Consider the following 12711-nt stretch of genomic DNA (forward strand, 5'->3'; position numbering starts at 1 on the left):
CAGGCTCCGTAGGGGCCGACCGTGACGGTCAGCAGCCGCGTTCACTGCACCTTCGTGTAGGTACGCGGCTGCTTGTCGTTTCCGCGGAACTCGCGCACCAGGGAGCCGTCGCCCGCGATCCTGAAGACGGACGAACTGCCGGCCGCGCACCCCGGAGCGGGGCGCTGCACTACGGAGGGGCCGACGGAGAGTTTCCCGTCGGCCGAGTAGAAGTCCGCGCGCGCCGTACAGTGCCCGCCGCTGCCCTGTACGTCGATCGTCACGGCGGGACTGCCCACCGGAGTGCGCTCGATCGTCACCCGCTGGGTGCCCACACCGTCCGCGTTCGGGCGCTCCCAGGTGCCCAGGTACGCCGTCGGGACCACCTCGTGGCCCGCGGGGCGCAGCGTCGCCGTACGCCCCGCCGCGCTCCATACGAGGGTGTTCTTCTGCGGCCCCCTCTTGAGGCTGTGCTCGCCCAGCGCCGAGCAGCGCCCTTCGGGTGCGGACTTCACCACGGTGGTGTCCAGCCGCAGCCCCTCGGTGTCCGACGCCGAGACCAGCTTCCCGTCGCTCTTGCACTCGTACGTGGCGCCGAGGCTGATGCTGTTGGCGACCACCTCGCCGACGCTCCCGTGCGAGATCACGAATCGCCGCTGCTGCCCCGTGGGCATCCCGTCCCGCTCCACATCGCCGGTCCAGGTGCCCACGTAGTCGGCCGGGATGTCCGAGCCGCCCTCGTGCTGCGTGCCGCCACCCAGCGCGGGCACGGCGACCGCCGCGACACCGGCCGCAGCGATTACCACGGCGACGGCCCCGAGGGCGAGGGGCCAGCGGCGCCGACGGGCGGGGGCGGGCGTGTTGCCGGAGCCAGTACTCGCTGCCGGCCCGGGCCCTGATTGCGATCCCGTCGGCAGGACCGTGGTGGGCGGTTCCGCGTGCCCCGGGCGCGCCGGCTGCCCCGAGGGCGGCGTATCCGTGTCCAGCAGCTGTACGGCGTGCTGTCCCAGCCGGGCGATGAGCTCGGCCGGCAGCCAGGGCGCGGCCGCTCCGCCGCTGCTCACCGGCCCGATCACGGAGATGAGCTCTTCCGGGGCCGGCCGCTCCGCCGCGCTCTTCGACAGGCAACTGCCGATCAGCTCCCGCAAGGACTCCGGTACGGCGTCGAGGTCGGGGTCGGACTCGGCGACGCGGAACATCACGGAGTGCACACCCGAGACGAGCGATCCGAAGGGCATCCGCCCGGAGGCCGCGTACGCGAGCACCGAGCCCAGGCAGAAGACGTCGCCGGCCGGCGTGATCCGCTCGCCGCGTACTTGCTCGGGCGACATGAAGCTCGGCGAGCCGACGACCATGCCCGCCTGCGTCTGGGTGTGCTCGCTCACGGCGTCCAGCGCCCGCGCGATACCGAAGTCGATCACGCGCGGGCCGTCGATGGTCAGCAGGACGTTGGACGGCTTGAGGTCGCGGTGCACCAGGCCGACGCCGTGGATGTCGAGCAGCGCGCTGGCCAGCCCGTAGGCGAGCCGCCTGACCGAGTACTCCGGAAGCGGCCCGTACGCGCCCTCCACGACCTCGCTCAGCGACGGGCCCGCGATGTACCCGGTCGCCACCCACGGCACCTGCGCTTCGGTGTCGGCGTCCAGTACGGGTGCGGTCCACCGGCCGCCCACCCGGCGCGCCGCCGCGACCTCGGCCCGGAACCGGTCCCGGAACTCCTGCTCGACCGCCAGTTCGGCCTTGACCAGCTTCACGGCCACGGTCCGTCCGCCTTCGGAACGCGCGAGGTAGACCCGCCCCATCCCCCCGGTGCCCAGCCGGCCGAGCAGGCGGTAGGCGCCGATCGCCCTCGGGTCCTCCGCGGTCAGTCCCTTGAGGCCGTCCATGCTCGGCACCCTCCCCGTTCCCTCAGCCGTTGCCGTCGCGTCTCGTGCCGTTCCGGCATCGTCAGCCGAGCGTAGGCCGCGGGAGATCGCTCGGTGGCGGCCGGGGCGTCACGAGGCGGGAACGATCGCGCCGACTCGTTCGTCACACTGAGTGATGGGGCGTGTGAAGTGAGGGTTCGCGAACGGGGGATGGCATGGGGGCTCTGGGTGAGACCGGATCAGGAAGACGTCGCCGCGGGGAAATTGCGGGCGATGAGCGACTCGGTGGCAGGAGCGTGGAATTCGGGGAAGTCCATGACCACGACCCCGAGATGGACACCGGGCTGCGGGTGGCCGTCGAGGTAGTCCAGGACGGTCGGCATCACCGCGTCGGCGAGGTGCTTGGGCCAGCGGAAGCCGTTGGCGGCATCCGGAGCGAGGCTGGTGAAGTTGAGGAAGAGCCGGCCGGAGTCCTGGTGGGCCGCGGCGGTGTCGAAGTGCCGCAGGATGTCCTGCCGTTTGGTGTCGACGGACGTCGCGTAGTGGTCCTGCAGCTCGAACCACTCGTTGGAGAAGGTGCCGTTGTCGCCCGCGGGCCAGGCGGGTGCGCCCAGTCCGGAGGCGAACTGCGTGATGAGGACGACCTTGCCACGCGCCGCGCCGAGCGCCGGAAGGTCGGGCTCGATGAGGAAGAGATCCCCGTAGCCCTTGGCTCCCAGATACTCACCGAACTTGGCACTGAGCTGCGCATCGGTCAGCCCGTGCTCGTTCTTGACGCGCATCAGCACGGTTTCGCCCGGAGAAGCCCGCAGGAAGTCGCGGCACTGATCGAGGACGGTGTTGAAGGTGATGTCCTGGTAGTACGACGCGTGATAGATGCCGAGTTCGTCGGGCACGTCCGAGGGCGGTTCGCCGCAGCGGATGTCGAAGAAGCGTATTCCGCGCCGCAGTTGCTCCGGTATGCCCATGTTCTGGGTGTGCGACCACTCCGTACCGTTCATCGGGTCGGTGGCGCAGGTGTCGTGCGTACCGGGGATGGTCAGCCGGGTCAGCGGAGTGCCGTCGGCCAGCGCGGCCATCCACCTGGCGGGGTCGGACGCCGCGGAAAGGCGGCGGCCGGTCGACAAAGCGATGGGGGACGTCAGCGCGCGGGCGGACGCTCCTGGGGCGAGCAGTGCGGCGGCGGACCCGGTCACGGCCGCGGCGACGAAGCCTCGACGACTCATGGACATGCGGCATCCCCCTCCGACGGCATACGGCTGCGCACGGCCCGGCTCCATGCAGGCAGGAGCAGTCCAGGCACGGCAGAGTCGCGTGTGGTGAGAGTAGCCCTAAGGGAGTGGAGAGGTGGGTGAGACTGAAGAAACAGCAGTACCGGAGAGTCGCCTGTCCCGGCCCGCTTCCGCCAACGCCCTTCCTTAACGCTCACGAGGGGCGCGCTTAACCCGCCGGTTCCTACGTTTTTCCTGTGCCTCCCGCCGTCGCCGTGCCGCGCTGCGCCACGCCAGGGGAGCGAATCGCAGGAGACGTGGCCACCGGGCAGGTCGGCCACTCGTGACCGGACAGGGAAAGCAATGATCACTTTCGGACAGCTGGCCGCCCATCTGGGGCTCGACCTGGCCGCGGTGTGCGCGCTGACATTCGCCGTCTACTACCCGCGGCACCGGCGCCGGGACCTCGTGCCGGCCTACCTCGCGCTCAACGTCGCCCTGTTCTCGGTCGTCGCGGCGCTCGCGAGAGTCAACGGGAGCGGCGGTACGGCGCTGGCGTTCGGCCTGTTCGGCGTGCTCTCGATCATCCGGCTGCGGTCGGATTCCATCCAGCACGAGGAGGTGGCGTACTACTTCACCACCCTCGTCCTGGGCCTGCTGTGCGGGCTGCCGCAGCTCGAGTTGGGGTTCGCCGCGCTCTTCACCGTGCTGCTGCTCTTCGTCATCTGGTGCGCCGACCACCCCAAGCTGCTGACCCGCAGCCGGCGCACGGTCGTCACGCTCGACACCGTGCACGCGGATCCGGCCGCACTCCGCGCCGATCTGGCCCGCCGGGTGGGCGAGCCGCTCGACTGGACCGTCAAGCAGGTGGACTTCGTCCGGGACGTGACGGTCGTGGACGTCCGATACCGCGAGATGGAACGTTCCGTCGCTGCCGCTCGTACGCCTCACGAGACACCTCACCAGATGCCGCACGAGACGTCCCCCAGGACTTCCCACCAGGCGTTCGCGGACACCATCGACCCGCGCCGCGCCGACCGCACCACCGACCTCCCCTCCGGACGTACCGCCAACGCCTCGAAGGAGACCGTGTGAACCCCGCCGTCCGTGCCATCGGGCGCGCCGCACTGGCCGCGCATCCCATCACCCTCGCCGAGGTGCAGGCCCGCGCCGAGCTACTGGCCCGCCACGACAACAGCTACCTCGTGCCGATCGAGATCTTCGCCGACTTCGCGGCCCGGCTGACGGACCCGAAGCGCCCCGGCGGACCGTTCAAGTCGCTGTGCATCAACGGCCGCCGCTGGTTCCGGTACAACTCCGTGTACTACGACACGCCTGACCTGCGTTCCTTCCACGACCACCGGCAGGGGCGGCGGCTCCGTTTCAAGATCCGGGAGCGGCTGTACGAGGACACCGGCGAGCGCCAGTTCGAGATCAAGCTCAAGAGCGGGCGCGGGGAGACCGTGAAGTTCCGGCAGCCGATGCTGCCCGGCGACACCGCGCTGGACCAGGCCCCGCGCGACTTCCTCGCCTCGGTCCTGCGCCGTACGTACGACATCACGGCCCCCACGGACCTCGCCACCTCGCTCGTCACCGACTACCAGCGTGCGACCTTCGTGGCGGACGGCCAGCGCATCACCTGCGACGCGGGCATGGTCTGCCGCGATCCGCGTACCGGGCGCTCGGTCCGTGCCGATGGGGGCCTGGTGCTCGTCGAGTCCAAGACGGATGGACATCTGACCGAGGCCGATCGTCTGCTGCACGGTTATGGCGTGCGCCCGGCCGAATTCACCAAGTACTGCGGTGCGCTCTCGGCCCTCCGCCCCGACCTCACCGCGAACGCCTGGCGCCGCGCCACCCGGCGGGTCTTCACACCGACCGAGCCGTACGCGGCCTGACGGCGCGGCGGCAGGTGGGCGGTCAGTCCGCCGACGGCGTGCACCGGTCTTACTACCAGCGTGTACCGGCTTCCACCGGCGGTGTGGACCGGCCCCGCCGCCGACGTGCACGAGCCCACCTCAGCGCTACGCCGACGGTCCCCCGAGGTGGGCCTCCACGCGGGCGCCCCGGCCGTCACCCGGGGTGTCTTCCCCGCCGCTCGCCCGTCGCGCGGCGGTCAACTCCGTGCGACCGCCGGACTCCTCCGCGACCCGGCGGACGATGTCCAGGCCGAGGCCGGTGGAGCCGCCGCCGCTCTTGCCCCGCTGCGGGACGTGCCCTTCCGGGAAGCCGGGCCCGTCGTCCTCGATGACCAGCAGACCACCGGTGCGGCCGGCCGCGCCCGGGCCCGTACGCCCGCTCGCGCGCCCGGGTACGGAGCCGCCGCCGGCCCCCTCCGCAGTACTGCCCCCGGGCTCCTGTCCGGCCGCGGCCGACACGGACAGGCGCATGCCCACGCCCTCAGGGGTGTGGTCGAAGACGTTGCCGATGAGGGCGTCGACCGCCGCTGCCAGCTCCGCTTCGTCCGCCCGTACGTACACCGGCGCATCAGGGGCGTGAAAGTCCAGCGTGCGCCCCTGGTCCTCGGCCAACGGGCGCCAGAAGTCCGCCCGTTCGCGGGCCACCGCGGCCAGATCGGCGGACGGCTCACCGGCCCCGCCACGGGACGGGCCGCCCGCCCCAGTGAGCCCTGTCGCGTCCCGCAGTGGCTTGCGCGCCGTACGGATGACCTCGTCCACGCTGCGTTCCAGCGCCGCCACGTCCGCCGCGATCCGCTCCGCCTCGGCCGGGTCGCGCAGCCCCTCCGCGTCCAGGCGGAGCGCGGCGACCGGGGTGCGGAGGCGGTGCGCGAGATCCGCCGCGTTCTCCCGTTCGGCCGTGAGGAAGCCCTCGATACGGCCGGCGAGGTGGTTGAGTTGGCCGGCCACCAGGCGCAGCTCCGGTGGTCCGTCCGGCTCGGCACGTGCGGTGAGGTCGCCGGCCGCCAATCGGTCGGCGACCTTCGCGAGCCGCTGTGTCGAGCCGACCAGGCGCGCGCCCAGCCGGTCGGCGACCAGCAGGCCGAGGAGCACCAGCCCGGCGCCGAGTCCGGCGAACGCCAGCCATGACGGGAGGGTCCCCGCGTACAACTGCTCGTCCGTCAGCGCGACATGGACGACGGCGGTGCCGCCCGACGTGCCCTGTACGGGGACCAGTACGGTCTGGCCGCCCTCAGGGGGCGCGTACGCGAACGCACGCCCGTAACGCGCCAGGCGCACGGCGTCTGTGACGTGCGCCGGAGGGCCCAGTACGGTCCCGTCGGCGAGGATCACCGAGGTACGCGGGAGGTCCGCGCCGTTGGCGGCCGTCACGAGCGACGCGGCGGTGGTCCGGCTGGCCTCGGGGCCGGGGTGTGCCAGCGCGGTACCGATGCCCGCGGCCAGCGACTGCGCGCGGGCGGTGGCGTCCGCGGTGGCCCGGTCCGCGGCGTGGCTACGGGTGAGCAGGGCGAGCGGCACCAGGAGCGTGGCGAGCACGAGTGCGGTGGTCACGGCCGTGACCAGGAGAATCCGGAGACGCATCGGGACTACTCCGGAATCCGCGGGCCACTGGCCCCACGGGCCCGACCGGCGCTCGGGGCCCCACCGATACCATCAGCACTACTGACGTCGCTCGGGCCGGTTTCGTCCTCGGCGGCGCCCTCCTCCGGGGCGGCGAGCTTGACGCCCACGGTGCGGACCGTGTGGAGATAACGGGGCTTCTGGGCGGTTTCGCCGAGTTTGCGGCGCAGCCAGGACAGATGGACGTCCACCGTCTTGTCCGCGCCGCCGAGCGGCTGCTGCCACACCTCGGCGAGCAGTTCCCGGCGCGAGACCACTTGGCCGGCGCGGCGGGCGAGGTACAGAAGCAGGTCGAACTCGCGGGGCGTGAGATCCAGCGGTGCGCCGTCCAGCACGACTTCGCGCGCCGCCGAGTCCAGCACCAGCCCTCCCACCCGAAGAGGCGCCTCCGGCTCCGCGGTGCCCAGTCGGCGCAGTACCGCCTTGATCCGCGCGTCGAGCTGTGCGGCGCCGAACGGCTTGACGATGTAGTCGTCCGCCCCGTCGTCGAGCACCGCAACCATGTCGCCCTCCTCGTCGCGCGCGGTGGCGACGATGATCGGTACATCGCTGACCGCCCGCAGCATCCGCAGGACCTGCGCGCCGTCCACGTCGGGCAGGCCGAGATCCAGGACGACGAGGTCGGGGCGGTCGGTCACGGCAGCGTCGAGGCCGGACATCCCGGTCGCGGCGGTGGCCACGGCATGGCCACGGTCACGCAACGCCCGCACGAGCGCACTGCGCAGCTGGGGGTCGTCCTCGACGACGAGCAGGTGGGACATGCCGCCACGGTAACCAGCAATGATTCCGTCCGGGCGGTCGGCCGGAGGCTTTGGGACCGCTTTAACCGGACGTTAGGGAAGGGTGCGGGAGTCTGGATCGTGCCTGGTCCGCGCCGCATCGCTCCGGCGCGGAAGCCGTGGACGGAGCGCTGTGGACAACCGGCTCACCCGATCGAGGCCGATGATCGCGGCGGGGCGTGACATCCGGCCTGTGGAAAACCGACGCGGGCCGGATCGAGCGGGCAGAGTGAGAAAAGACCGAGGCCGGGACGAGGCATTGATGAGGAAGGGAAAGGAGGGGCGCGCGATGAAGTGGCGAAGCGCGGTGGTGACCGCCGTATGGGTCTGCGCGTTCGCGGGAGCGGGCGGGCTGGGCGCGTGGTCGCTGGCCAATACCGACATGGGGGTGCGGAACAGCCGGGCCGAGCCGCTCGATGACGACGGGGTGCGCCAGAAGCTCGCGGCCGCGCGTACGTCCGCGCAGCCTCCTGGCTCATCGGATCCGGGCAGCGGTGCCTCCGAGTCCGGCGCCACAGATTCCGGCGGGTCCGGCACGCCCTCCGGCGGAGCCACGCCGTCCCCGGGCGGGGCGTCGTCCCCTGGCTCCGCCGCGCGGGTGGGCACCGTGAATGTCACAGGGGGCAGCGCCACCGCCGAGTGCCGCCCCGACGGCACGGTGTACCTCACGGTGTGGAGCCCCGCGTCGGGCTATCACATGGACTCCGTGAAGCGAGGCCCTTCCGATGTCGCGACGATCGAGTTCGAGCCGCTGGACGACGGCGACGACCTCACGTACGCGGTGCGCTGCGACGACGGCCGCCCCAAGGCAGTACCCATAGCGGACCACGACATCGACCACGACGATGACGACGATGACGACTGAGCCACAGACGACGGCCGGCGGCTGACGGTGCCTGACGGCGCCCGCCCGCGCCCGACGGCTGCCGGTCTCGATCCTCGTGAGTGACGATCGACAACCTGTCAGAGCGCGTGGAGAGTGCCATACACACTGTCGGTACCGGCGCGGTCGTCGTGATCCTTAGGCTGAGAGCGACCGCCGCCCCGCGTTCCCGCGTTCTCGCAGTCCAGCGTTGTCGCGTCCCTGATTTCCTGGCGGCCCTGAGCGATCCGAGGTAGTGACCGTGACCACGACGCAACCAGACCCCGCCGTCGGCGCGGCCGTGAAGGCCGCCGACCGTGCCCACGTCTTCCACTCCTGGTCGGCGCAGGGCCTGATAGACCCGCTGCCGATCGCGGGCGCCGAGGGCTCGTACATGTGGGACTACGACGGCAACCGCTACCTCGACTTCACCTCGCAGCTGGTCAACACCAACATCGGCCACCAGCACCCGAAGGTCGTTGCCGCCATCCAGGAACAGGCCGGCAAGCTCTGCACCCTGGCGCCGGGCTTCGCCGTGGACGTGCGGTCCGAGGCCGCGCGGCTGATCGCCGAGCGCACGCCCGGCGACCTGGACAAGATCTTCTTCACCAACGGCGGCGCCGAGGCGGTCGAGAACGCCGTGCGCATGGCCCGGCTGCACACCGGCCGGTCCAAGGTGCTCTCCACATACCGCTCGTACCACGGCGCCACCGCGGCCGCGATCAACCTCACGGGTGACCCGCGCCGCTGGCCCTCGGACACCGCGTCGGCCGGCGTGGTGCACTTCTGGGGCCCGTACCTGTACCGCTCGCCGTTCCACGCGGAGAGCGAGCAGCAGGAGTGCGAGCGCGCGCTGCGCCACCTCGAGGACACCATCGCCTACGAGGGCCCGCAGTCGATCGCCGCGATCATCCTGGAGACCATTCCGGGCACCGCCGGCATCATGGTCCCGCCGCCCGGCTACCTCGCCGGGGTCCGCGAGATCTGTGACCGGTACGGCATCGTCTTCATCCTGGACGAGGTCATGGCGGGCTTCGGGCGGACGGGCCGCTGGTTCGCGCTCGACCACTTCGACGTCGTGCCCGACCTGGTGACCTTCGCCAAGGGCGTGAACAGCGGTTATGTGCCGCTGGGCGGCGTCGCGATCTCGGCGGAGATCGCCGTGACCTTCGACCAGCGCCCCTACCCGGGCGGTCTGACGTACTCCGGCCACCCGCTGGCCTGCGCCTCCGCGGTCGCGACGATCAACGCGATGGCGGAGGAGCGGATCGTGGAGAACGCGGCCGAGATCGGCGAGAAGGTCATCGGACCGGCGCTGCGGGACATCGCCGAGCGCCACCCCTCGGTGGGCGAGGTGCGCGGCATGGGTGCCTTCTGGGCGCTCGAGCTGGTCAAGAACCGTGAGACGCACGAGCCGCTGGTGCCCTACAACGCTTCGGGCGCGGACAACGCCCCGATGGCGAAGTTCGCGGCGGCGTGCAAGGAGCGGGGCCTGTGGCCGTTCCTGAACATGAACCGTACGCACGTCGTCCCGCCGTGCACGATCACCGAGGGGGAGGCGAAGGAGGGCCTGGCAGCCCTCGACGAGGCCCTGACCACGGCAGACGCGTACACCGTCTGACCGAGTCGGCCCGGCCGACCCGTCGCCTGAGCACCCCGGCCGCGGGCCGGCCGGCCGATCGCGGCTCGGCCGCCGGGTCGTGCGACCCGGCCGCACAGACGTCCCGCCCCTCTCCTGCCCCCTCGTGTTCACCAGGGCAAATCCCCTCCACTCGCCCTTTAGTACCCACTGCCTCATCCGTCTCGTGCGGCGCTCGCCTATCGTGAGGGCGAGGGCCGCGCTCCTGCCGCGCGGTCGCGGAAGGAGACGGACACGATGCCCGCCGGGTCGGTCAGCGGAGTCATCCAGCGCAGCACCCTGCGTCAGCAGATCGCGGACGCGCTGCGCGACGAGGTACTGGCCGGACGGCTGCCCGCGGGACGCCAGTTCACCGTCAAGGAGATCGCCGAGCAGTACGGGGTCTCCGCGACCCCTGTGCGCGAGGCGCTGCTCGATCTCGCGGCGCAGGGCCTCCTGGATGTGGAGCAGCACCGCGGTTTCTGCGTCCACACGTTCACGGCGGCCGATTACCGGGCCATGGTCGAGGCGCGCACGCTCGTCGTGGAGGGCGTGTTCCGGACGAGCGCGGAGGAGCTGGTCCGCAGCGTCACCTCCGACATGCTCGTCTCCCTCCGGCGCCGCGCCGAGGAGGCGGAACGGTACGCGCGCTGCGGTGACCTGGACGTACTGATCGGCTATGACCTGCGGTTCTGGCGTGAGTTCGGCAATCTGGTGGGCAACCCGTACATCGCGGATTTCCTGGACCGGATGCGGATACAGGGCTGGGTGTTCGCCGTGCCGATGCTGCGCGACAAGGCCGACCTGTGCGGGCATCTGTGGCAGGGGCACCAGGAGTTGGCGGCGGCGGTCGTCCACCGCGATCTGGCCACCGCGCAGCGCCTGGTGCGCGAGTACAACGCCCACTCCCTCGCTCTCGTGGAGAACCTCGCCTAGCACTACGCTGTCCCGACCATCGGCTTTGTCGATCGCAGTCGATCGTTTGGTCTTCGATCGCCTGGTCTACCGGAACCGAACCGAACGGAACCCAACCGAACGGAACCGAACGGAAGCGAGAACTTGTGGCGTGTGACCTCTGGCTGGTCCCCCTGGTCGACGTGCTGTGCCACAGCCCCGACAATCCCTTCTCCGAAGAGCTCGCCGCCTACGACAAAGCGCTGACCGACGCGGGACTGCCGCCCGTGCCGATCTTCAACTACATGCCGGGCCTGTCGGGAGACGTCGCGCCGGTCGCCGGTTTCGACTACGACGCGCTGCACTTCCTGCGCCGCGCGTACCTTCTCCAGGTCTGCGGGCTCGCCGTGTCACCGGTGGACGAACTGGGCAGCGACTATGAGCAGTTGCTGGAGATGTTCGAGAGCACGGCCCAGGAATCGCACCTGGTGTGGCACTACGACCACGCGGGCGCGTACGTACCGGTGGACTTCCCGCACCCGCTCGCCAACGATGAACTGCTCGAGGGCGGCGGGCCGTTGGGGTCCTCGCAGGGGCTGCTGAGAGAGCTCGAGGTGGTCGCACCGGTCATCGGCATCGATCCGGCCAATCCGCCCGCCACGCCGGCACCGCCGGAAGGGCCCACGACGCTGGAGGAGCGGGCGGAGACGACGGAGGCCGACGACAGCCCCTTCGCACGGGAACGTCATGTCTGGCTCGGGCTGCACGCGGCGGCCACCCGCAGCCTCGGCCAGGGCTCGATGATCGTCTTCAGCTGAGCGCCCTTCCTCACCGCGGCGGCTCCCTCACCGTGGCGGCTCCGGCGGTCGCTGCCGGGGCATGTTCGGGCGAGTGCCCGGAGGGAGCACGATCCGGCCCGTGCGGTCCGGCGCGGCCTCCTGGCGCGGCGGGCCCCAGGGGACCGGTGCCGCCTGGCTGCCCGTCGGCACCGGGCCCGTACGGAACTGCATCATCCAGTCGGAGGTCTCGGAGCGCACGAGCTCCGCGAGGTCCTCGTGGAAGCGCCGCAGTACGGTCAGGCAGCGCTCGGCCGCTTCCGCGGCGGTGCCCTCCGTCGGGCCGAGCACCTCCCGGACGCTCTCCGACGCCCAGTCGAACTGCAGCGCCTCCAGCCGCCGCTGTACGGCCTGCGCGGCGGCCACGTCCCGCATCCAGCCCGCCGTCACGCCGAAGAACCGGTCGCAGCCCATACAGACGGCGGCGAGCAGCAGCGCCAGATAGCCGTACTCCGCGCCGCGGTCCAGGGCGCCGCTGACGCCGAGCAGGGGCAGCAGGGCCCCCGCCGAGACGCCGACGGCGGCGCCGGCCCGCAGTATCCGGGCGGTGCGCCGCTTGGCGACGCGGTCGGCGAGATACCAGTCGATGACGTGCAGCGCGCCGGTCTCGGCCCATTGGTACAGCTCGTCCAGGCGCTCGGCCGGCTCTCCCCAGTCGCCGAGCGGAAAGGCACGGCCGGCTAGATCACCGCGATCCCGCCCTTGCGCGTCCTCGCCTTCCGCCCGAGGAGGCCCCTCGGGCGGCCTCTCGGGCTGCATGTCCGGCTGGCTCACCCGTGCACTCCCTGTTGAAGATACGTGCGGTGCGCGCGATGCGAATGAGACGGCCGTGGCGCGCAGACACCCTTCCTACCGCCGAACGGCTGGCGTTGCCGCCAGAATCCAGCTATTTCCGCCCGGAAGTGGCGCGGGATCAGGTATAGGCCAGTTCCCACCCTCACTCGAAAGAGTTGCTACACCCCATGGCCCCCGCCTAGGTACACAGGTTCGGGCCGGTTTCGCGGTGTCCGGTCACCTGTGCCCACCGCACCCGAGCGCGGCCCACCGCACCCCGGAAGCGGCCCGCCGCCCAGCCGCTTCGTGCCTCTGTCCAAAGGGCGGCCGCGGCCCGTTTCGTGTCTCTGCCCA

At 71.4% G+C, this 12711-nt stretch carries 11 protein-coding genes; 6 read left to right on the top strand and 5 right to left on the bottom strand.

Annotation, left to right across the window (positions count from 1 at the left end; all coding sequences use genetic code 11):
• Positions 1-41: 41 nt before the first annotated feature.
• Together IG84_RS0101810 and IG84_RS0101815 are read right to left on the bottom strand one after the other, a co-directional pair.
• On the bottom strand, positions 42-1865 hold the full coding sequence (locus IG84_RS0101810; protein WP_031050422.1) for a serine/threonine-protein kinase: 1824 nt from the start codon (positions 1863-1865) through the stop codon (positions 42-44).
• A gap of 218 nt (positions 1866-2083) precedes the next feature.
• Positions 2084-3076: a phosphatidylinositol-specific phospholipase C gene (locus tag IG84_RS0101815; RefSeq protein ID WP_031050425.1), complete on the bottom strand. Its 993-nt coding sequence runs from the start codon at positions 3074-3076 to the stop codon at positions 2084-2086.
• A gap of 342 nt (positions 3077-3418) precedes the next feature.
• Here IG84_RS0101815 and IG84_RS0101820 point away from each other — a divergent pair, with 342 nt between their 5' ends.
• Together IG84_RS0101820 and IG84_RS0101825 are read left to right on the top strand one after the other, a co-directional pair.
• Entirely contained in the window at positions 3419-4150 is a 732-nt protein-coding gene (locus tag IG84_RS0101820; RefSeq protein ID WP_078648542.1) for a DUF4956 domain-containing protein, read from the top strand.
• The gene (locus IG84_RS0101825) at positions 4147-4953 is read left to right on the top strand and encodes a polyphosphate polymerase domain-containing protein (protein WP_031050432.1); all 807 of its coding nucleotides are present in this window, start codon (positions 4147-4149) and stop codon (positions 4951-4953) included. Before IG84_RS0101820 ends, IG84_RS0101825 begins: the two co-directional genes overlap by 4 nt.
• Positions 4954-5079: 126 nt before the next feature.
• Here IG84_RS0101825 and IG84_RS0101830 read toward each other — a convergent pair whose 3' ends face one another.
• Both IG84_RS0101830 and IG84_RS0101835 read right to left on the bottom strand, forming a co-directional pair.
• Complete coding sequence (locus IG84_RS0101830) at positions 5080-6555, bottom strand: sensor histidine kinase (RefSeq protein WP_037798965.1); 1476 nt, start codon at positions 6553-6555, stop codon at positions 5080-5082.
• Between the two features lie 5 nt (positions 6556-6560).
• The gene (locus IG84_RS0101835) at positions 6561-7355 is read right to left on the bottom strand and encodes a response regulator transcription factor (RefSeq protein ID WP_051861244.1); all 795 of its coding nucleotides are present in this window, start codon (positions 7353-7355) and stop codon (positions 6561-6563) included.
• Between the two features lie 307 nt (positions 7356-7662).
• On the opposite strand from IG84_RS0101835, the gene IG84_RS0101840 reads away from it, so the two are divergent.
• The 4 genes from IG84_RS0101840 to IG84_RS0101855 all read left to right on the top strand — a co-directional run bounded on the left by IG84_RS0101840 (position 7663) and on the right by IG84_RS0101855 (position 11565).
• A complete protein-coding gene (locus IG84_RS0101840; protein WP_031050439.1) occupies positions 7663-8238 on the top strand; it encodes a hypothetical protein in 576 nt (191 codons plus the stop codon).
• Positions 8239-8497: 259 nt separating this feature from the next.
• Positions 8498-9856, top strand: a complete 1359-nt coding sequence (locus IG84_RS0101845; RefSeq protein ID WP_031050441.1) for an aspartate aminotransferase family protein — start codon at positions 8498-8500, stop codon at positions 9854-9856.
• A 255-nt stretch (positions 9857-10111) separates the two neighbouring features.
• Complete coding sequence (locus IG84_RS0101850; protein WP_031050443.1) at positions 10112-10789, top strand: GntR family transcriptional regulator; 678 nt, start codon at positions 10112-10114, stop codon at positions 10787-10789.
• A 125-nt stretch (positions 10790-10914) separates the two neighbouring features.
• Positions 10915-11565: a hypothetical protein gene (locus IG84_RS0101855; protein WP_031050445.1), complete on the top strand. Its 651-nt coding sequence runs from the start codon at positions 10915-10917 to the stop codon at positions 11563-11565.
• Positions 11566-11592: 27 nt separating this feature from the next.
• Here the strand turns inward: IG84_RS0101855 and IG84_RS0101860 are convergent, their stop codons facing one another.
• A complete protein-coding gene (locus IG84_RS0101860) occupies positions 11593-12357 on the bottom strand; it encodes an SLATT domain-containing protein (protein WP_031050447.1) in 765 nt (254 codons plus the stop codon).
• Positions 12358-12711 lie beyond the last annotated feature (354 nt).

The sequence above is a fragment of the Streptomyces ochraceiscleroticus genome, assembly GCF_000720485.1.
In the GTDB taxonomy this organism is placed as follows: Bacteria; Actinomycetota; Actinomycetes; order Streptomycetales; family Streptomycetaceae; genus Streptomyces; species Streptomyces ochraceiscleroticus.